Source organism: Candidatus Phytoplasma solani (assembly GCF_041729705.1).
GTDB lineage: Bacteria > Bacillota_I > Bacilli_A > Acholeplasmatales > Acholeplasmataceae > Phytoplasma > Phytoplasma solani.
Window position 1 is genome coordinate 157,631 of record NZ_CP103788.1, and the last position, 21,473, is coordinate 179,103.

The window sequence follows — 21,473 nt, forward strand, 5'->3', positions numbered from 1 at the left end:
ATAGCTTTTAGAAGACTTAAAAAAGGTTTTTTTAGTAATCATTATGCAAGTTTGAAATCATCAAATTAGAAAGGCAAAAGCGGAATTATGAATGGAAAATATAATTTTTGGCAAATACTTTTAGAAAAAAATCCTGATAATGTTTCTAATGTAGTCTATTTTGTTACTTTTACTGTTTTAGTGGGCTATCTGCCTTTTATTTTTTGTATTTTAGATGATTGTTTTCAAGTCAGTTCCTTTATTAAATCTTTGCTGATTAAGAAGTGAAATTAATAGCGTATCAATACTGATTTTGGTAATTTTTTAATTAAAAGGCTAACTTTTTAGTTAGTCTTTTGTGCGGATAGATGAATCGCGCCTTAACAGGTTTGGGTTCATCTTTTTGTCTATACTACGATTTGCTCCCATCAAAACGTAGCGAGCAAGTTTCGAAGTACTACGTTTTTTACAATCTCTACAAACTTTTGTTTATTAACATTAAATCTTCAAAATGTTTAGTTATTTTATTACCCAGTTTGTAGTATGTGTGCTCTGTTATAAAAAATTGTAAATAAATTCATTTTTAATACCTAAATAGGCTAGTTTTTGCAACTAGTCTTTTTTTTGTTTTTAAGAAAAGATGATTTTTAAATGAATAATTTTTTCAATAATCATCCAAAACTCTATCAGATTTTTTTTGACACAGTTGTGTAAAAAAAATGAAAAAAATTTGGCAATCTTTTAGGAAATATTGTGCCTTATAATATGAAAGTAATAATTGTTTTATCTTTTTTTGCCCTAACTTATTGAAATTTTGTTTCAAATAAATAAAAACAAAAAAATAGTCTATTAAAAATGCGTCTAAAACATTTACACTTTTTTATATAACACTATAACTTATAATTATACATCAAAAAAACAAGTTTAACGCTTGCAAAAATTTAATTTAATAATATTTTTGTTTCTTTTTAGTTTTTTTATTAAATTTAATTTATCTGATAAAAATAAAAAAACTATCTCTTTTTAAGTATTCAAAAAATAATTCAATATTTTGTGTGAAATTAAATTTAAAACTAATTTATCAATTGTCTTTATCTTTTAATTGTTTTTTCAAAGAATATATGCTATTTTATCAAATAAATCTCTATTTTCTTGATGAAATGTTAGTCTTAAGAAAAATATTAAAAGCTTTATCACTTAAAAATAAAGAAGTTATTTAGTAGTCGGAGAAGTAAAACCTTATTTGAAACAATAAAGATAATCAACTTTTCAGGATGAAAGGTTAACAATCTTTATAGAACAAAAAGAAGTCAGCGAATTACTAACAAACAAAATAGATAATGGATGCTGATATCTTCAACAAACCTAGATGCAACAAAGAGACGATAGTGCAAAAAGCAGCAAAGTAGATCTACAAAATGGGTTTCAAAATAAAAAACTGCAATTTGGGGGATGAAACAAAGTGATTCTGATAACCCTTAAAGACTTTGAAGATTTAATGTTGATAAACGAAAGTCTGCCAAGTTTGTAAAAAGCTGTGTGTTTCGAAACTTTCCCGCTATGTTTGGGTGGGGACTGATTGTAGTATAGATAACACAGTATGGCTCGTTTATAACAATTCTAGCTGTTGAGGTGTAATTTATCTACATAAAATCCACAATAAAAGCAAAAATAGCATTGATTAACTGAAAAGACACAGTCATCATTTTACCATATATAAGTTTTAACAACGTATAAAAAGATAAAATGTTGCAATTAAGGCAAAATTTAAACATGCTATCATCCAAAAATAATTTAATCATTGATCTTTACGCGTGCCTAAAATTAACTTTTGTGTTTCTATCAAAATTATAGGTAGGCAAGAAAAAAAGAAGATGATAGCAAAATCTAGGCAAGATAGGGGCATAAGTTGAAATAATGTTCTGATAGGTGTAATTGTGACAATCATTAATTGCAATAAAAGACTGATGGAAAAAGCTTTGATTAAAAAAGGATTGATTTTTAATTTAAAAATAGAAGTTTTAAAACTACGTAAATTCCACACATGCATCAATTGCGATAAAGCTAAAACCATAAAAGCAAAAGTTTGAGCGTATTGGTTTTGGATTTGAGGGTTTTTGTCATGATGTAAGTGATATCCTAACAAAGAAGCTAAAAAAGTTAAACTAGCAATCATTATTCCTTCAATTATAATTTTTTGATAAGTGCGATAATGTAATAAATTTTCATTCATGGAGCGAGGAATTTTTGTCATTAAATTTTTTTCTTGCGGCTCTAACCCTAAAGCCATAGCCACTAAAGAATCGGTAACTAAATTAACCCACAAAATTTGAAAAGCTGTTATAATTTTGAAATTATCTTCAAAAAAGAAGATTCCTACAAAATTACTAATCAAAATCAGCATAATTTCGCCCACATTACAACTCAGAAGAAAAACCAAACTTTTTTTGATGTTGTAAAAAATATTGCGTCCTTCTTCTAAGGAAGTAACAATGGTCGAAAAATTATCATCTGTCAAAATCATATCTGCTGCCATTTTGGCAACGTGAGTGCCTGTAATTCCCATCGCAATCCCAACATCAGCTTGCTTAATGCTTAAAGCATCATTGACTCCATCTCCTGTCATAGCAACGATAAATCCTTTTTGTTGCCATGCTTTTACTATTTTTAATTTGTGTTCAGGATTGGTTCTGGCATAAACTTTAATATGCTCTAAATTTTGTAAAAAGTCTTTGTTTGACATCTGATTTAAGGTTGTTCCTGTGATAGCTAAATCGGTTGAATTGGTTAAAATATTTAATTTTTTAGCAATCACAGTGGCAGTTTGTAAGTGGTCGCCTGTAATCATAATGGGAGTGACGCAAGCTTGTTGGCATTTTTCAATTGCTTGAGGAGCATCTATTCGGATAGAATCTTCCATAGCTACCGCTCCTAAAAAAATTAAATTTTGTTCACTTGTTGATAAATTATTTTGCCAATCAGGAGGACAAATATTATAAGATATAGCTAACACTCTTAGAGATTGTTTTGTTAATTGATTAATTGCATTCTTTAATTTATAATTAATTTGCTCATCTTTTCTAATAATTTTTTTTTGATATTCGACTTGATTACATCTTTGTAAAATCACTTCAGGAGCTCCTTTGGTGATTTGATAAACAATGTTATTTTTTAGATCATGGCAAAAAGTTGTCATCATTTTTCTTTTTGCATCAAAAGGGATTTCTTGCAAGCGGAGATATTTTTGTTTATTTTTTAGGACATCCATTTGATATAGTGAAGCTAAATCAATTAAGGCTTTTTCGGTTGGATCAGCAAAGATTTCTAAACTGGTGTTATTGTGTGTTGTCGTTGACTGTCTAGGGTTAATTAAAGCATCGTTGCATAAAACCCCAAAAAGGAGTAATTTTTCTAAACTGGTGTTTGGGTGAGTGTCTGCTTCTTTTGGCACGCAGGGAACTTTGATACATACATCGGACAAAATAATTTGTTTAACTGTCATTTTATTTTGTGTTAAAGTACCAGTTTTATCAGTACAAATAACATTTATAGCCCCGAGGGTTTCTAATGTTTTTAAATTTTTGATAATCGCTTTATGAGTGGTTAATTTTTTCATCCCTAAAGCCAAAATTAAAGTCATAATGATTAACAATCCTTCAGGAATGGCAGCTACAGCCAAAGCAATAGCATCTAAAAAAATGCTTTGCACATTAACTAATTTAAAGCAATTATGCCAAATACTTTTTAACAACATCCAAGCGACATTAAAAATAATAATAATGGCGATCAGTAAAGTTAGAGTTTTGATTAATTTTGATAATTTTTTTTCTAGAGGAGTTTTTTGGGTCAAAGGTTGAGAAACAAAAGCAGTAATTTTGCCAATTTCTGAATTCATTCCGGTGGCAACCACTATCCCTTCGGCTCTTCCTTTCAAAATAATACTATTCATAAAAACTATATTTAAGGCAGCTGCTTTTTTTTGGTAATTATTGTTTGTCATATGTTGAGCATTTTTTAAAACAGCTTGCGATTCACCTGTTAAAAGTGATTCATCGACAGATAAATTCCATGTTTTAATTAATCTGATATCAGCTGCTACCACATCACCTGCCTCTAAGATTACAAGATCGCCTGGCACTAAATGAGTCACAGAGATTAAACAATGTTTGCCTTGTCTTATGACTTTGACTTTTAAGGCAGTGATTTTTTCAATCAACGATAAAACCTTTTGGGTTTTATTTTCATAATAGATGCTTAAAAAAGCATTACTTAGAACAATTACTAAAATAAAACAACCTTCAAAAATTTCTTCTTTGTGTCCTTGCCAAATACCAATCGAAAAATTAATAGTTGTTGCCAATAATAAAACAATGACTAAAAAATCTTGGAATTGTTTTTTTAATTGTTGTAATAATGTTGGTTTGTTTGGTGATTTGATTTGGTTAAAACCATGAATTGATAATCTTTGTGCCACTTGTTGATTGGTTAGTCCTTTGGTAAGGTCTGTTTTCAAAAACACTTGTAATTCGTCAAGTGTTTGTTGACTAAATATATTATTCATTAAAAATCCTTTTATTTAAATTAAGAAAAAAGTAATAAGTTAAAAAATTATTGTTAAAGCGCAAGAATTATTGTCTCAATATAATGAATGAGATATTGTGCTTTTTTTGACAAACTTTGAAAAATATTAATTTTTAGAAATAAAAAAACCAAACTAGTAAAAATCAGTTTGGCTGAATTTGAGTACATAATTTTTTATTTTTTGAGTCGATAGGATTCATTAAACCTATTACAAAAACAGTTAATTGAATTCTTAAAAGAGCACAAAAAATTCCTGGTAAAAGTTGATCTAATAGCAGCGAATTGAAGTAAAAAAAACTAGCGCAAATACCAATAAAAACAATTATATAACTAAAAATTTGAATCACTGAAGCAATATTTTTTCTTTTATAAACCAATAAATATTTACCTACAATATCAATTCCGCCGGTCGAAGAACCAATTTTAATAACAATTCCATTAAAAACTCCGGTAAATAAACCAGCAAAAATTGCTCTTAGTGAATCACTTAAAAAATTACTTTCTGTTTTAAAAATGTAAAAAAAACGTTCAGTTTCACTTAAAAATCCTTCTTTAACTTGCCATTGCAAAAAAACTCCCATCAAAGGCAAGAATAATGCAGCAGCAGCGGTTGTAATTGTAAAATAAGAATCTAAATAACGAAAAGCGATAAACCCAAGAAGCAAAACATTAATAATGAGATAAAAAATCATCGCAAAAGTAGTAATATTATCGTTTGCTAAATAATTTGCCTTGTTTAAAATTTTACCAATTAAATCACCTAAACCATGAATGCCGCCAGGATAAAGATCAGTTTCATATGCTTTTGATCCGGTACAATTAAAAGCCCAAATGCTAATTAAGTCATAACCAATTAAACAAGCAAAAATAATTAATAATTTTTTAATTTCTTGCTTATAATTGATTTCAAGTTTTTTCTTGTTTTTCATAAATTAAAATAGTTTCCTTTTTTTGTTGTAAAATTCTTTGACAACGTGGACATAGATTTTGTTGTTGTTCATCAATTATTACATTCCAGCAACGTTTACAAGCAAAACCTTCTGTTTTTATTACTTTTACAGCAAAAACTGCCTTTTGGGTTAAGGTCACTTTTGAAACAATAAAAAGTTGATGTAATTGTTCTTTAATTTGTAATACAGCTAAAGTATGCATTTGTGCCTCAGTTAAAGATAAGTTGATGTGGGCTTGCAAAGAAGCGTTGATAATATTATTTTGTCTAGCTTGCTCTAAAGCTTGCAAAACATTTTTACGTAAAGATAAAAAATTATGATATTCTAATAAAATCGATGAGTTGTCATAATTTTTTAATTGCGGAATAGATTCTAAATAAACATCTTCTTTGTCAAAAAAAGAACAAAAACTATAAACTTCTGAGGTGGTGTGCGGAATAATGGGAGTTAAAATTTGTAAAAACGCCAATAACAAATCATAGATAGTTGATTGTATCATGCGTCTTTCTAAATGATCTTGTGTTTCGATATATAAAATATCTTTGATAAAATCAAAGTAAAAAGCACTAATTTTATTGGTGATAAAAGGGAATAAGTGTCTTAAAATGGCTTCAAAATTATAAGTTTCATAAGCGTGTGTTACATGTTTTAACACTTCTTCTAAATCCATTATCACTGCTTGATGAATTGGGGTTCGTTTTTCAAAAGCAAGATAATGCTTACTTTTATCAAAAAGATTTAAATTACCAAGCATAAAACGAAAGGTATTTCTGATTTTACGATACATATCTTCGATTTGATTTAAAATAGAAGCATTAATTCGGACATCCAAATTATAATTAGTGTTTGCAACCCACAACCGAATAATATCGGCTCCTTTTTGGGAGGCAATTACTAAAGGATCGATCACATTACCTAAAGATTTAGACATTTTTTTACCTTGTCCATCAAAAACAAAGCCATGTGTAATCACTGTTTTATAAGGGGCTTTTTGAAAGGCAGCAACCGAAGTAATTAAAGAAGAATTAAACCAGCCTCGATATTGATCTGTACCTTCTAAATAAACGTCTTTAATTTGAGGTAAAATGCTATAAGATGTCCCTGAGTCAAACCAAACATCCATAATATCAAGTTCTTTTGTAAAAATACCATTTGGGCTTTCAGGGTGGTTATAATTAGGAGGTAAAAGTCGCTTACAATCCCACTCATACCAAATTTCAATACCATGTTTTTCAAATAAATCAGCGACATGATTGATTAATTGCAAATCTAAAATAGGCTGGTTATTTTCGGAGTAAAAAATAGGAATTGGTACTCCCCAAGTTCTTTGACGACTAATATTCCAATCTTTACGATCTTTAATCATATTAGTCATTTTTAGTTTACCCCATTGAGGCACCCAATTGACTTTTTTGATTTCTTCCAATAAAGTTTTTTTAATTTTTTTAATAGAAACGAACCATTGAGGAAGAGCCAAAGAAATGACTGGTTTTTTGGTTCTCCAATCATGAGGGCAGGAGTGCGTGATTACATCATCTTTTAACAAATGGGAGTTTAATTTCAAATCGGCGATAATAGCATCATTAGCTTTGGTGTAAAATAAGCCTTCATATTTGCCGGCACATTGAGTCATTGATCCTTTTTGATCGATACTGCAAACAACTGTTAAATTATATTTTTGCCCAGCAATAAAATCGTCTAAGCCATGACCGGGAGCAATGTGAACTAAACCTGTACCTTCGTTATCTAAAACATGATCTGATAAAATGATTTGACCTACATTAGGAACAACAGGATTGCGGTATTGCAGGTGTTCTAAATCTGTCCCTTGGAAAGTTTTAATAATTTTAGTTTCGTTTTTATCCCAAGCTAAGATTTGTTGAAGCTTAGCTAAGGTGTTTTTGCCAACTAAATAACTTTTTTTTGCCACTTCAACTAATTGATATGTTTGTTTGGGATTAACTGCTATTGCCATATTTGCCGGCAAAGTCCAAGGAGTGGTTGTCCAAATAACTAAAGAAGTATTTTTGAATAAATTAGATTTTTCTATCGGAAAAGCGACATAAATAGAAGGCGAGATGTGATTATGATATTCTAATTCAGCTTCTGCCAATGCTGATTGTAAGGTAGGAGACCAATGAATTGGCTTTAAAGCTTTAAAAATTAAACCTTTTTGAAGCATTTGGCCAAAAATACGGACTTGATCAGCAACAAAACTGTGGTTTAGAGTTAAATAAGGATTATTCCAGTCACCTAAAATACCTAATCTTTGGAATTGTTTTTTTTGATTCTCCACATTTTCTAAAGCAAACGTTTGGCATTTTTGCAAAAATTCTTTTCTGGTCATTTGCTTTTTAGAGTCTAATTTTTTAAGCACTGCGGCTTCAATAGGTAAACCATGAGTATCCCAACCAGGAATATAAGGAGCATATTTGCCTGTCATATTTTTGAAACGAATAATAAAATCTTTTAAAATTTTATTTAAAGCATGCCCAATATGAATATTGCCGTTAGCATAAGGAGGTCCATCGTGCAATACAAAAGAAGGCAATCCTTGGTTTTGTTGTAATTTTTTTTGGTATAAATTAAGTTTTTGCCACTTGTTTTGAATATCAACTTCTTTGATGCCTAAATTACCTTTCATTGGAAAATCAGTTTTAGGCATTAATAAAGTGTTTTTATAATTTTGCATATTCTTATTTCATTTCCTTCTATTTCGATCGTTAGGTTATTTAAACGTTAAATCTAAAAGTAATAATATCTCCATCTTGGACAAAGTAATCTTTGCCTTCGATTCTAACTTTGCCTTTTTCTTTGCTTTTTTGGAAAGTTTGAGCTTCAATTAAATCTTGATAAGCGAGTACTTCGGCTTTGATGAAACCTTTTTGAAAATCGGTGTGAATAATTTTAGCACATTCAGGTGCTTTTAAACCCTTTGTAAAAGCCCAAGCATGGACTTCTTGCGGGCCGGCGGTAAAATAAGTTTGTAAACCTAAAAGCTGATAACTTTCTTGAATTAATCTAGTAAAGGCTGTTTGAGTTAAGCCATAATCTTGCAAAAAAATCGCTTTATCTTGGGTTTTTAAGAAAGATAATTCTTTTTCTAATTGTAGACATAGAGGAATTACTTTTTTGCCTTTTTGTTGTGCATAAGCTAAGACTTTTTGCAAAAAAGGGTTAGCATTTATATTAATTAAATCACGTTCTTTAATGTTAGCTAGATAAAGAGAGGGTTTTAGAAATAATAAATTAAAGTTTTTGACCATTTTTAACTCTTCATCACTTAAAACCAATTTTTCTGCTATTTCGTTAGTTAAGTGATTTTTGATTTTAGTCAAAAGAGCGTGTTCGATAATTAAATCTTTGTCGCCTTTCTTTTTTTGTTTAGCTATTTTTTGTAAACGCTTTTCAATTTGCTCTAAATCGGATAAAGCCAATTCGGTTTCGATAATTTTAATTTCTTCCAAAGGATCGCTCTTATCCATAACATGAGCGATATTGGGGTCTTCAAAACATTTTACAACATGACAAATAGCATCGACATGACGAATATGACTTAAGAATTGATTCCCTAGTCCTTCACCTTGTGAAGCGCCAGCTACTAAACCAGCGATATCTCTGAACTCTATTAAAGCGGCAATAGTTTTTTTAGAATGAAAAATTTTGGATAAAACTTTTAAACGTGGATCTATAACCTCGACTGTTCCTACGTTTGGTTCGATTGTGGCGAAAGGGTAATTAGCTTCTAAAACTTGTAGTTTGGTTAAAGCGTTAAATAAAGTTGATTTTCCGACGTTCGGTAAACCGATAATACCTATTTTCATAGTTGTTTCTCCTTTATGTGGTTGTACCAGTAATTTATTACTTTTAAAATTTAACACTTCATGCAATAATTTTTGTAGTTTTTATGATCAAACCTTAAAATTAATAAATATAAGGGATGAAAAGATGAATTTATTGTAGATGTCTTCAAAGAACAAAAGAATTAATAAAAATATTGCAAGAGAAGTGTTTTAAGATCATCTTTTTCTTTTTTTTTTGATTTCATTTACAAAATAAAGATAGTTAGTATATCGTGAAGCCATGATTTTGCCATTTGCTAAGGCTGTTTTAACACCGCATTTTTCTTCTTGCAAATGGAGGCAATTATTACCAAAAAAACAATTTTGAGTATATGGAACAAAATCAAAATAAAAATTTTTTAAATCTTGATAAACAAAACCACTTAAATCTAATTTCGAAAATCCAGGAGTATCAACGATAAACCCATGATTAAAAGGGTATAATTGAGCATTTTTGGTAGTATGTTTGCCTCTGCCTAGACTTTCGGAAATTTCTTGGGTTTTTAAATAAGCATCAGGGATTAAAGCCTTCAATAAAGTTGATTTTCCGACCCCTGTTTGACCTGCTAAAACAGTAATTTTTTTTTTAAAAATATTTTTTAAAACATCAATACCAATCAATTGCTTTGAATTGACATAATAACAAAGGTAAAATTGATTATAATAATTAATTTGTTTTTTGATTTGGGTTAAAGTGTTTTTGTCAAGTAAATCGATTTTCGAAAAAACCAAGATTAAATTTAATTGCTGTTGGGCTAAAATCAATAAAAATTTATCTAATAAAAGTGTTTGAAAATTTGGTTTAACCAAAGAAAAAACTAACAATACTTGGTCGATGTTTGCAATATTAGGCCTTTTTAATTTATTTTTGCGTGGTAAAATAGTATGAATGAAATACTTATCATGACAAAACTCATAAACGACAATATCACCGACTTTAATGTTTTCCTCATGGCGATTATTTTTGGACTGATTATTTTGACTCAAATTAGCATTTTTTAAAGTGCCTCTTTTTTTAGCTTCCAAAATGGTTTGGGTTTTTAAATCTTGGATGTAATAAATACCAGCTAAAAATCTGATAACTAAGGCTTTTGTCAAACCATATCTCCTTTTTCTTTTTTTGTGCTAACGGTTTTGTAAAACATACATTTTATTTTTTCTATAAAAAAATTAGATTGTATTTGTTATAGTTTATTAGAGTTAAAAAAAACACTAATTAATGTTATTATATCATGTAAACATCATCTTAATTTATAAAAAAAATAAATATTTCAAAAAAAATTATTTTTTAACTTTTTTTAAAAAAATCTTTCTAATTTAAAAACTTTGAGTATGTCTTTTAAATAATTTATTTGAATTTTTTTTATTATACTTTTTAATTGCTTTTTGCTTATCTTTATCATTAAATTTCGATTTTTTTATTAAAAAAAATGATATAATTTTTTTTGTGAATAATAACTTTTTATTCATTGTAATATTAAGAATTATTAAGAATTTATAGAAATTATTGAAAGAGAGGCATCTAAATGCAAATGCAAAATTTTTCTAATCCTAATTTACCACCAAAAAAAGAAAAAAGTTATTTTGTTACTCTTTTTTGGATCACTTTTGTTTTAAGTTTCATTAGTAGAATTAGTATTTATTTATCAATTATTTATTGTCTCTTGTTTTTTTTCAATGAATACAAAATTTTTGAAAAAACAGGAAAGATTGCTCATCATTTATATAACCAAAATCATAAATGTTTTTTTAAATAAATGGTTTATTTCAATTTCTTTAAAATTAGGTTTTATAATTTTTATTTTTTTAAAAAATTTTAATTCACAAATTATTGGATTATTAGTTATTCTTGGTATTATAAGTTATATCATAAGTTTTTTTATAGATATTATCAATAAAGGATCAATGTATCAATTTTTAGATAAGCTAGAAAAAGATCAACAAGTAATTCCTAATAATTTTTATAGTCGTTTTATTTGGACCCTTGTTTTAGGATTCGTTTCTTTCCTTGTTATAATTTTTCCCTTATTTTCTTTAATTTCAAAACTTCAAATAGATTTAAAAATTATTGATAAAACTAATTTAGATATTTCAAAAATACAAGATATTTTATCAGCTGCTGGGCTAAATATTCTTTTAGGGGTATTTTTAGCGTCAATTTTGTTTTTTATCGCATATATTTTAAATCTTATTAATCGTTATAAAGTATGCTATAAAATGGATAATTTAGACATCTCATAAAAAGCTTAAAAAATTAAATTTATTGTTTTAAAATATTAAAGCTAAACTGTTTATGAAAAAAATAAACAATTTAGCTTTTTTTCTTTTTATTTCTAAACTTTACAAGGAAAACAAACAAAAATTATTTTAATTAAAAAACAGAATCTAGATCTATACGTTGAAATAACATTTCATTTGGCATTAATTTTTGAGTCGGTAGCAAACCAAAAGTTTTTAAACTTTCAAAAGTAACATCTTGAGCTTTAATTTGAGAAAGAATTTTTTCGGCTGTTTGAGGCAAAAAAGGTTTTAATAAAACACCTAAAAACCTTAATGTTTCTGTTAAAGAATACAAGACATAATCTAAAAAGGCTTGTTTTTCTGGTATTTTAACCAATTTCCAAGGTTCGATAAGATCAATATATTTATTAGTAAATCGCACTAATTGAATAATTTCTTCCAAAGCTTCACCGATTTTACAGTCTTTGATTTTTTGACGGATCAAAGGTAATACTGACAATGATTTTTGCGACAAATCAAATTCTTGTAATTGTTCGGGCGAGACTAAAACTTGAGTTAATTGATAATTGCGATAACTTTTTAACATCCCAAAAACACGGTGGACTAAATTGCCAAAAAGGTTGACCAAATCACTATTATGTCTTTCTGCTAACAATTCATAAGTAATATTGCCATCATTTGCATAAGGGATTTCGTGTAAAACAAAATAACGAATAGTATCAACGGAAAAAATTTTTAGTAAATCATCAACATATAAAACATTTCCTTTTGATTTTGACATTTTATTTTTATCAAATAAAATCCAAGGGTGAATTAAAAATTGTTTAGGTAATTTAATTTTAAGCGCCATTAACAAAATAGGCCAATAAATAAGATGGAATCTTAAAATATCTTTGCCAATTACATGTAAATCGCAAGGCCAATAATGAAGAAATTGTTGCGATGTTTCATTCGGATGATAACCTAAACCCGTCAAATAATTACTTAAAGCATCAATCCAAACATAAATAACATGTTTTGGTTCAAAAGAAACAGGAATACCCCATTTAAAAGAAGTTCTAGAAATAGATAAATCATCTAAAGGTTCTTTTAAAAGGTTTAAAAGTTCTTTTCTTTGGGTTTTTGGTTTGATTAAATCAGGATTGCTTTCTAAATAGTCTAAAAGTTTACTTTGATATTTGGATAGTTTAAAAAAATAAGTCTTTTCGGTTATTAAAATGGGAGTTTCGCCGTTAAAAGTTTTTCCATCAACTAAATCTTTTTCTGAAATATAAGCTTCTTCGGCGACTGAATATAAACCTTGATATTGTCCTAAATAAATATCTCCTTGTTGATGCAACTTATCAAAAATAGCTTGCACTGAGGCTTGATGAGCCTTATCGGTCGTTTTAATAAAGTAATCGTAACTAACTTGCATTAAATCATAAATTCTTTTGATTTCGGAAGAAATATGGTTGACATATGCTTGCGGTTTTTTGGCTTGTTTGAGAGCCATTTGTTCAATTTTTTGTCCGTGTTCATCGGTTCCGGTTTGAAAAAAAACATCATAACCATCGAGACGTTTAAAACGAGCAATCGCATCAGTCAAAATAACTTCATAAACGTTACCGATATGAGGAATACCGGAAGCATAAGCAATTGAGGTAGAAAGATAAAATTTAGGTTTGGATTTCATAGAAACTCCTTAATAATGTTATTGTGGTATATTTGTCAAAAAGCACTTCACTAATGCACTGTTATAAAAAAGTGTAAATGAATTAATTTTTAATACCTAAATAGGCTAGTTTTTGCAACTAGTCTTTTTAGTGTTTTTAAGAAAAAAAATGCATTTTAAATAAATGATTTTTCAACAATCATCCAAAACTCTATCAAAAATTTTTTAACACAGTTGTGTAAAAAATGAAAAAAATTTGGCAACCTTTTAGGAAATATTGTGCCTTATAATATGAAAGTAATAATTGTTTTATCTTTTTTTCACCCCCAACTTATTGAATTTTTGTTTAAAAAAAATAAAAAAATAAAAATAGCCTGTTAAAAATGCGTCTAAAACATTTACACTTTTTTATAACACCCCCCTAAAGATGCTTTCTTAATGTTATAACTATTTTAAAACAACAGTCATTTATTTTTTTCGTAATAAGTTTGTATTAAATGATTTAAAAGACGCACTCCAAAACCTGATGCCCAAGAGGTATTAAATTCATTAAATGTTTTGCCCGCAGCAACACCAGCGATATCTATATGTGCCCAAGGGATATCCTCGCCTACAAAACGTTTTAAAAATTGGGCAGCAGTAATTGAACCTGCCCCATAATTGCTTACAGAATTTCGCATATCAGCAAAGCGAGAATTGATTAATTGATCGTATTCTTGTGATAAAGGCATTTGCCAAACCTTTTCTGCTGTAGCTTGGCCTGAATGGATTAACTGTTGAGCTAATTGGTCATCATTGGCAAAAAGACCTGCATATTGTGAACCTAAAGAAACTACGATCGCCCCAGTTAAAGTCGCTAAATCGATCATAAATTTAGGTTTTAGTTGAGTTTTGCAATACCATAAAGCATCTGCTAAAACTAACCTTCCTTCGGCATCGGTATTAATCACTTCGATAGTTTGTCCAGACATAGATTTAATAATATCGCCGGGACGTAAAGCATTAGAACTTGGCATATTTTCAACCAAACCAACTACTCCGACCACATTAACTTTGGCTTTTCTATCTGCTAAGGTATGCATCAAACCTACAACGGCAGCAGCGCCTGCCATATCAGATTTCATATTTTCCATATTTAAAGAAGGTTTAATCGAAATTCCACCAGTGTCAAAAACAACACCTTTACCAACAAAAGCTATGGGTTGTAAGGTTGCGTCTTTGTCTCCATGCCATTTCATAATTGCTAAATAAGGAGGTCTGGCAGCACCTTGTGCTACTCCTAATAAAGCATTTGCGCCTAATTGTTCTAATGCTTCTTTTTCTAAGATTTCAACTTCTACACCTAACTGTCTTAGTTGTTTAATTTTTTCTACAAATTCACAAGTTCCTAAAACGTTAGCTGGTTCATTGACTAATTCTTTGGTTAAATTCACCCCTCGACAAAGCGATGTAACTTGTTGCAATTCTTGTTGACAAATATAGGCATTTTCAGTGATAAAAGTAACTTCTGTTTTTGTTAAGTTAGCTGAGTTTGCATTATTTTTGCGGGTGTGATAACGGTTAAAAGAATAATTTTTTAATAACATACCTAAAACAAAATGCATGATGTGCGAAACAGAAGCATCAATAAAAACAATTATTTTAGAAGTTTTGGTGATATTAGACAAACAAAGACCGCCAACTTTTAAAAAAATTTCATCGTTAAGGTTGGTTTTTTTCCCTAAGCCAATTACTTTTAAACAAGCGACCGGAGAGCCTTCTGGATATAATAATTTTATTTGTGAACCAAAAGCTCCTTGAAAATTTTCTCTGACATAACTTTTTGTAGCAATCCCTTTTGGATCAACTTCTGTTAAACCGAAAGAATTTTTTACATTTTGGACTTGTAAAACGATAGCTGTATCAGCTTCGATTGATGATGAATAATTTTTTTTAAAATAAATTTTCATAAATTATAACCTTGTTTCTTTGGATTTTTAAGTAAATATTAATTTTTTTATTTCTTGTAAAAAATAAATGATCTTACTTATTGTTTGATTTTACTTGTCGATTCAATATTATTATAAATGCGATAAATCTCTTTTTTATTCGTTTTTCGGTCTTTGGCAACTTTTGATAAAGCCTCTTTTTGGCTTAAACCTAATTTAACATAAAAAAGGACATGTTCAGATATGTTTAATAAAAGCAGATGTTGATAAGGATTGGGATTCCCTTGCACCAATAAAACATATTCGCCTTTATGATTGAGAGTTTCATGTATGATTGATGCAAGATCACAATTGATGATAGTTTCAAATTTTTTAGTCAATTCACGTGCTAAAGAGATTTTGCGGTTGCCGAAAATTTGATAAATCAATGATAAAGTTTTTTTGATACGATGAGGTGATTCATAAATGATCAAAGTTTCGGTGGCATATTTATATTTTAATAATTGTTTTTCTAAAGTTTGACGAAAACGTGATAAAAACGATAAAAAAATAAAAGGGGCGGGTAAGTTAGAGGTGACAAAGGCGGTTAAAAAGGCTGAGGCTCCGGGGATGGCAACTACGTTAAAGCCTGCTTTTTGTATTTTTTCAACCAAATCAAAACCAGGATCACTAATTAAAGGAGTGCCAGCATCACTGATTAAAGCTAAGTTTTTACCTTGCAACAGGAACTCTAAAATTTGAGATAATCTACTTTTTTGGTTATATTGATAATAAGAAAGCAAAGGGGCTTTAATTTGATATTTGGATAAAAGTGTTGTAGCTGTTCTGGTATCTTCTGCTAAAATCAAAGCAACTTTTTTTAAAATATTGACTGCTCGAAAGGTGATATCTTCTAAATTGCCAATTGGAGTTGCTACCAAATATAAAGTGGCTTGATTGTTGGAAAAACTTTTTTGCTTAAATAACATATTTTTTTTTACCTTATGTCCAAATACGGATTAATATTGTTTGGGGGGTATAAATTTAAAAACCCCTTTGTTCTTCTAGTTCGATCATCAAAGCAAATAACATATTTTGCGGATTGACTACATGATTTATTTTTTGGTGATATCTTTTGATGATTTCTAAAATATTGATGTTTTGTTGCAAAGTCAAAGTTTGAAAAGAGGTTTTAAGGTTGATTTGATTTCTAAAATAAAGAGGTAATTTGTTTTTTTCATACATCAAATCTAAAAACCATCTTAATAAAACGGAGATAAAATCAGTCAAAAAATCAGCGAAAATATTGATAATTGCAGGAGGAAAAGGAAAAGTGACAATAGCTAATTTTAAACTTGCAGACGCTTGCCAATTGTTAATAAAAAAGAGAAAAAAACTTTTAAAATGTTGATAATATTGACTTTCAATAAAAAGTGTTTGTTGGTTAGGATTGGGATTAATTAAAGCACTGAGGCTCAAATCAAAAGAATCACTTGTTTTTTTTTCATCTAATAGCAAATCGAATTTAGAGTTATTAAGGTTAATAATTTGACAACGAGAGACAATGGTTGGCAAAACTTGTTCTAAATTACTAGTCAACAAAAAACCTATTGTGTGTTTGGGAGCATTTTCTAAAAAATGAAGCAAAGAATTGGCAGCCGCCAAGGTGGTTTTTTCAATCTTTTCTATAACATAAATTCTTTCTTGACCAAACAAAGGAGCTTGGTGGAAAACTTTTTGTAATTGTAATATTTGCTCTTTTTTTAAAAGCTGATTGTCTTTGTTTAGGTAATAAAAATTAGTATTTATGCCCTTGATTAAAGCTTGCTTGGTAAAAAGATGCTCATTTTGGGGTTCTTTAAATTTAAAAATTTGATAAGATAATTCAAAGACAAATTCTTTTCTTTGTGCTAGTGTTTGACCAGTGATTAAATAAAGATGAGATAATTTGTTGTTATAAATTATTTTTAAAAATTGTTTTAACAATGGTTTAGTCGACATAATAAAGCTTTTACTTTTCGATAAATCACAAATGATATTTTAGCTAAAGAATCATCGGCGTTAATAGTGATAATGCGGTTGGGCTCTTGTTTAGCTAATTGTAAATAACCTTCGCGGATTTTTTGATGAAATTGCACTTTTTCTAAATCAAGACGATTTTGTGTACCAGAACGAAAAAAAGCTAATCTTCTTTTGGCAATCTCAGGATCTAAATCGAGATAAAAAGTGATGTTTGGGGGGTGTTTTAAAGCAAAATCATTAATTTGGGCGATATAATCTTTGCCTAATTGCCTGGCATATCCTTGATAAACAAAAGAAGAATCAACATAACGATCACAAATAACGATATTTTTATTTTGTAAAGCTGGAAGGATTATATGATTTAAATGTTCGATCCGATCGGCTGCATAAAGTAAAGCTTCGGTTTGTAAAGATATCGCTGGCATCTCAGGGTTTAAAAGGGTTTGTCTGATGAAACTAAAAGATGGGTACCCGCCTGGTTGTTTTGTTAAAAGTACTTCATAATTGTCTTTTTTTAATTTTTTAGCTAAAATGCGCGCTAAAGTTGTTTTTCCTGCCGCTTCGCCGCCTTCAAAAGTAATAAACATAATGATTATAAATTCTCCTTTTTTTTGATGAATTGAACTTAAAAATTTTTATGTTGATAAAGACAAAAACTAAACTAAGAAAAGTTCAATAAAAAATTTTTTTCAAAAGCAAACCTTTAGCTGGCGCTAAAAAAGTGGCTTTTTGCTTAGTTTGACGCCATAACATAGCTTGGAAAAGTTCTAAAGACAGTCTATTTTTGCCAATTTCAATTAAACTTCCTACCAAAAAACGAACCATATATCTTAGAAAACCATCGGCATGGATGATTAAAATATATTGTTGAGAAGTTTCTTTGAAAAAAGCATGGAAAATATTTTTGATAAATTTTTTGTTTTGTTTTTCGTTGGTAAAAGAAGTAAAATCATGTTTACCTACAATCAAGCTGAGAGCTAGTTTCATTTTAGCAAAATCAAGGTTGGCATAAAAAACTTGAAAACGATAATTAAAAGCATTTAGGGGTGTTTTGGCAAAAAAATAATGATAGGTTTTTGATTTGACTAAATAACGAGCATGAAAGGTAGAAGGGACTATTTGCATTTGTTTGACTCTAATATCTGGGGGTAAAAGGTGATTCAAAGTTGTTTTAAATTGTTGAGCGATGATGTAAAAAGGAGTTTTAAAATGGAGTGTTTGACCTTGGGCGTGCACTCCTTTATCGGTTCTACTAGCTGCAATTGTATTAATTATGCAATTAGTCATTAATTTTAAAGTATCTTCTAAGGTTTGTTGAATGGTCTTAGTGTTGGGTTGTTTTTGGTAGCCATGATAAAGAGTACCATCATAACTTAAAATCAATTTATAAAAATAATGTCGCAAATTAACCTCCTAGTTAAAGAATTTTAAAGTTAAGGGGTCGAAAAGACGGTCAATCAAAAAGTACCAGTGCAAAAAAAGCAAAAAAGAAGAAAATATTGATGAACTAACTATTATTATATCACAAAACCAGTGAGCCAAAGAAAGTTAACTAGTTAACAAAAAACATTATTGACGGTAAAAGTAAATTTTGCAATAATATTTTTTTAAAAATTTAGGATAACATAACTAAAGTAAAATGACTGAGTAATTTTTTTAACATACAACTTTTAATTAAAGCAAAAAAAGACCCTAATAATTAGAGTCTTTTGAAAATTGAATAAGTTTTAAAAGAAAAAAAACTGCAAAAATTAATCTTCTAAAATAATATTTTCTTTTTTAAGTCGGCAATAAAAAGGAATGAATAAGGCTAAAGTGGCAATCAGACAGAATAAATTACCTAACAAAAGACTTAAACCAACTTTAGTGGCATCATCATCCATTTTAAAAATATGAGCCTCTTTAAAAAGTAGTAGAAAAAAAATACCAACAATAATTCTTACTAAATTCATACTTAAAGAAACTTTGGTTTTTTTAAAGCAGGTAAAAAAACTAAATAAAATGATAGAAGTACAAGTTAAAAATAAGGCTGTTGTTTCGAAATACAATAATATTTTAAAAGTACATGATTCAGGAGAGTTCTCGGTAGTTAAATTGTCTTTGCCAGTTAACCAAGACAAAATAGTTGGATAACAAAAAATATTAACTAAACTACCGATGATCGCTAACACAAAGATAGCAATAAGAATCTTTTTGAAGGTATCAAAAACACGAGTCATGTTATTTTGACCTAAATTTGGAGAAATAATAGCATTCTGGGAATCAGCAAAGGCATTAATAATATTTAAAAAAATATTATTAACAGTAACTACTAAAATTAATTGAGCATCAATCCCCGCTCCGTTATCATAATTATTTTTAATAATCATACTAATAACCATTCGACCAATACTACAAGTCATAATACTAGCACAAACAGGAGTAGCTAAGATAAAAAGGTTTTTTAAAAAAGCTTTGTCAAAACGAAATTTTTTCAAAATAATTTTTAAATGATTGTTTTGGTTGAAAAACAAAAACCAAAAAACAAATAAAGTGATGATAGCATGAGCAGCCAAAGTTGCCCAAGCTAAAGAAGTGATATTTTCTCCGAAGTGCCAAAAAACCAAAGATAAAATGATTTTAACAACAACATTGACTAAAGTTGTCCATAAAACCATTTTATTATTACCTTTAGCTCGTTCTAAAGCTAAAAAAACGATATTAATGATAATGCAAACCAGAGAAGCAATAATAATAAGATAATAATTGGTTAATTCATTTTGTTGTTTTTGGTCGCTGATCTTAGATAAATCAACAAATTGATGTAAAATAATGTTTTTAAAAACTACAGTACATAAAAAAGTAACAATAACTCCTATAATAATTGATACCACAAAGGTTTGAGCTAAATAAAGACGCATTTTTTCGGTATTTTTGCGTCCAAAAGTTCGACCAACTAAAATAACGCCGGCAGTGGCGATTGAAGCCCCAAAAGGCATTAAAATTTCTTTAACGATGTGCACCCGATTCATAGACGATAAAAAATTATCTGAATAGAGATTTTGTGTTTGATTTCTATTAACGACTACAATATCATAAGCGTTAAAGAAAGTTTGGAAAACTAAATAAAGCATAATAGGAAAAGTGACATATAAAATGACTTTCCATAAGTTGCCTTCTAAAAAAAACTTTCTTTGATTTTCTTCAGCGATTCTAAATTTTTCTTTAGCTAATTGCTGTTTTTTTTGAACTATCATAAAACCTCCAATGATTGTTTGTTTTGGTGATAATGTAAAAAAAAATACTAATAACATTATATATTTTATCAAAAAAAATGTCTTTTTAAACACGGAAACAAACCAACTCAAAAGAGGGATTAAAGGCTTAATGATGAATTAATAACTACAATTAAGTCAAAAAAAAGTTAATCACAGTTCTTAGTAAAAAAAGTTTTGATTTTAAAATTTGTAAAGTTTAGTAACTTTAAGAAAAATAAGATTTTTTTAGTTTTTTTTAAGTTATGAGGAGATATTTTAAAAAAAAATGCTGCTTGCAATAAGCGGCATTTATTTTTATAAAAATCAATTTTTAGACAATTTTTTTATCGTCGTTGAATTGCGACATAATCAAAATACCATTAGCTGTAATACTAAAAGTTTTAGCCAAAGCATCGGCTTTTAAAACAGCAATATTGGTTTTAGTACGATCTTGACGGATAATTTTAATAGTTGTTTGTGTGGGGGTTGTAATTTCGATAGAACCATCCAAATCAAAAGCAGCAAATTGATTGCGCCATGTAAGTAGGTGCAATAATTTTTGGACAACAAGGCGTTTTACTTCTTTTTCGATTTCTTGAAGCGAATAATAATGACGGTTGATATTACGACCTTCTTTTGTTTTTTCTAATAATTCAATATCGTTTAAACCAGCTAAAAGACCAACATAATAAACTTGTGGAATGCCTGGTGCAAAAACTTGGAAAACTCGGCTCAATAAATAAGCATTATCATCATTACCTAAAGCCGAATAATAAGTTGAATTAATTTGATAAATATCTAAATTATTGTAAGAAGCTGAAGAGTAGGTTTTTTTAACGTTGGCACCAATTTGATATAACTTTTTGGAAGTATTGTTGTTGTTCTGAATTGTTAAAAAAACGGAAAATATAGAGATGTAATAAAACTAAAACTACTACAAAAACGGCACAAAAAGAGTTTCGAACTGGGTTTTTGCTTAAAAATTGTCAAATAGAATTAAAAAAAGTCTTTACTTTTACTTTAAACTTATTATTTTTTTGGATAATTATACATAACTTCCT

The 21,473-nt window shown here is 28.7% G+C and carries 14 protein-coding genes and 1 pseudogene; 2 read left to right on the forward strand and 13 right to left on the reverse strand.

Translation table 11 applies throughout. From position 1 onward, the window contains the following. The first annotated feature begins 87 nt into the window (after nt 1-87). The gene (locus tag psc1_RS00785; RefSeq protein ID WP_122225362.1) at nt 88-267 is read left to right on the forward strand and encodes a hypothetical protein; all 180 of its coding nucleotides are present in this window, start codon (nt 88-90) and stop codon (nt 265-267) included. 1,510 nt (nt 268-1,777) lie between these two features. Here the strand turns inward: psc1_RS00785 and psc1_RS00790 are convergent. The 5 genes from psc1_RS00790 to rsgA form a co-directional block, all read right to left on the reverse strand. Then, nucleotides 1,778-4,540 carry a cation-transporting P-type ATPase gene (locus tag psc1_RS00790; protein WP_023161480.1) on the reverse strand — a complete coding sequence of 921 codons (2,763 nt, stop codon included), beginning with the start codon at nt 4,538-4,540 and terminating at the stop codon, nt 1,778-1,780. A gap of 163 nt (nt 4,541-4,703) precedes the next feature. Beyond that, nucleotides 4,704-5,489 carry a YitT family protein gene (locus psc1_RS00795; RefSeq protein WP_373375685.1) on the reverse strand — a complete coding sequence of 262 codons (786 nt, stop codon included), beginning with the start codon at nt 5,487-5,489 and terminating at the stop codon, nt 4,704-4,706. After that, nucleotides 5,467-8,202 carry an isoleucine--tRNA ligase gene (gene ileS / locus psc1_RS00800; protein ID WP_373375686.1) on the reverse strand — a complete coding sequence of 912 codons (2,736 nt, stop codon included), beginning with the start codon at nt 8,200-8,202 and terminating at the stop codon, nt 5,467-5,469. The genes psc1_RS00795 and ileS overlap by 23 nt, the downstream gene beginning before the upstream one ends. Nucleotides 8,203-8,242: 40 nt before the next feature. Further along, nucleotides 8,243-9,334: a redox-regulated ATPase YchF gene (gene ychF, locus psc1_RS00805; RefSeq protein WP_023161477.1), complete on the reverse strand. Its 1,092-nt coding sequence runs from the start codon at nt 9,332-9,334 to the stop codon at nt 8,243-8,245. Nucleotides 9,335-9,529: 195 nt separating this feature from the next. After that, a complete protein-coding gene (gene rsgA / locus psc1_RS00810; protein ID WP_023161476.1) occupies nt 9,530-10,450 on the reverse strand; it encodes a ribosome small subunit-dependent GTPase A in 921 nt (306 codons plus the stop codon). Between the two features lie 807 nt (nt 10,451-11,257). Between rsgA and psc1_RS00815 the strand changes: the two genes are divergently transcribed. Further along, nucleotides 11,258-11,593 carry a hypothetical protein gene (locus psc1_RS00815; protein WP_023161474.1) on the forward strand — a complete coding sequence of 112 codons (336 nt, stop codon included), beginning with the start codon at nt 11,258-11,260 and terminating at the stop codon, nt 11,591-11,593. A 130-nt stretch (nt 11,594-11,723) separates the two neighbouring features. Here the strand turns inward: psc1_RS00815 and metG are convergent, their stop codons facing one another. The 8 genes and pseudogenes from metG to psc1_RS00855 all read right to left on the reverse strand — a co-directional run. After that, a complete protein-coding gene (gene metG, locus psc1_RS00820) occupies nt 11,724-13,268 on the reverse strand; it encodes a methionine--tRNA ligase (RefSeq protein WP_023161473.1) in 1,545 nt (514 codons plus the stop codon). A gap of 443 nt (nt 13,269-13,711) precedes the next feature. Further along, nucleotides 13,712-15,196: a leucyl aminopeptidase gene (locus psc1_RS00825; protein ID WP_023161366.1), complete on the reverse strand. Its 1,485-nt coding sequence runs from the start codon at nt 15,194-15,196 to the stop codon at nt 13,712-13,714. A gap of 77 nt (nt 15,197-15,273) precedes the next feature. After that, entirely contained in the window at nt 15,274-16,143 is an 870-nt protein-coding gene (rsmI, locus tag psc1_RS00830; protein WP_023161365.1) for a 16S rRNA (cytidine(1402)-2'-O)-methyltransferase, read from the reverse strand. Nucleotides 16,144-16,198: 55 nt separating this feature from the next. Beyond that, on the reverse strand, nt 16,199-17,155 hold the full coding sequence (locus tag psc1_RS00835) for a DNA polymerase III subunit delta' (RefSeq protein ID WP_122225368.1): 957 nt from the start codon (nt 17,153-17,155) through the stop codon (nt 16,199-16,201). Continuing rightward, the gene (tmk, locus tag psc1_RS00840) at nt 17,134-17,763 is read right to left on the reverse strand and encodes a dTMP kinase (RefSeq protein ID WP_023161363.1); all 630 of its coding nucleotides are present in this window, start codon (nt 17,761-17,763) and stop codon (nt 17,134-17,136) included. The genes psc1_RS00835 and tmk overlap by 22 nt, the downstream gene beginning before the upstream one ends. A gap of 85 nt (nt 17,764-17,848) precedes the next feature. Further along, nucleotides 17,849-18,580 (reverse strand): tRNA pseudouridine(38-40) synthase TruA, encoded by a 732-nt coding sequence (gene truA / locus psc1_RS00845; protein ID WP_122225369.1) that lies wholly within the window; start codon nt 18,578-18,580, stop codon nt 17,849-17,851. Nucleotides 18,581-18,927: 347 nt separating this feature from the next. Continuing rightward, the gene (locus tag psc1_RS00850; RefSeq protein ID WP_373375687.1) at nt 18,928-20,469 is read right to left on the reverse strand and encodes an MATE family efflux transporter; all 1,542 of its coding nucleotides are present in this window, start codon (nt 20,467-20,469) and stop codon (nt 18,928-18,930) included. A 274-nt stretch (nt 20,470-20,743) separates the two neighbouring features. Further along, nucleotides 20,744-21,280: pseudogene (locus tag psc1_RS00855) on the reverse strand (sucrose phosphorylase); the annotation flags it as partial. Between the last annotated feature and the right edge of the window lie 193 nt (nt 21,281-21,473).

Bases quoted from the DNA above. Each gene is read 5' to 3' on its own strand.
- psc1_RS00825 (WP_023161366.1), bottom strand. From the start codon at position 15,196: ATGAAAATTTATTTTAAAAAAAATTATTCATCATCAATCGAAGCTGAT.
- psc1_RS00850 (WP_373375687.1), bottom strand. From the start codon at position 20,469: ATGTTATTAGTATTTTTTTTTACATTATCACCAAAACAAACAATCATT.
- tmk (WP_023161363.1), bottom strand. From the start codon at position 17,763: ATGTTTATTACTTTTGAAGGCGGCGAAGCGGCAGGAAAAACAACTTTA.
- ychF (WP_023161477.1), bottom strand. From the start codon at position 9,334: ATGAAAATAGGTATTATCGGTTTACCGAACGTCGGAAAATCAACTTTA.
- ileS (WP_373375686.1), bottom strand. From the start codon at position 8,202: ATGCAAAATTATAAAAACACTTTATTAATGCCTAAAACTGATTTTCCA.
- psc1_RS00790 (WP_023161480.1), bottom strand. From the start codon at position 4,540: ATGAATAATATATTTAGTCAACAAACACTTGACGAATTACAAGTGTTT.
- psc1_RS00815 (WP_023161474.1), top strand. From the start codon at position 11,258: ATGTATCAATTTTTAGATAAGCTAGAAAAAGATCAACAAGTAATTCCT.
- psc1_RS00785 (WP_122225362.1), top strand. From the start codon at position 88: ATGAATGGAAAATATAATTTTTGGCAAATACTTTTAGAAAAAAATCCT.
- rsmI (WP_023161365.1), bottom strand. From the start codon at position 16,143: ATGTTATTTAAGCAAAAAAGTTTTTCCAACAATCAAGCCACTTTATAT.
- metG (WP_023161473.1), bottom strand. From the start codon at position 13,268: ATGAAATCCAAACCTAAATTTTATCTTTCTACCTCAATTGCTTATGCT.
- psc1_RS00795 (WP_373375685.1), bottom strand. From the start codon at position 5,489: ATGAAAAACAAGAAAAAACTTGAAATCAATTATAAGCAAGAAATTAAA.
- psc1_RS00835 (WP_122225368.1), bottom strand. From the start codon at position 17,155: ATGTCGACTAAACCATTGTTAAAACAATTTTTAAAAATAATTTATAAC.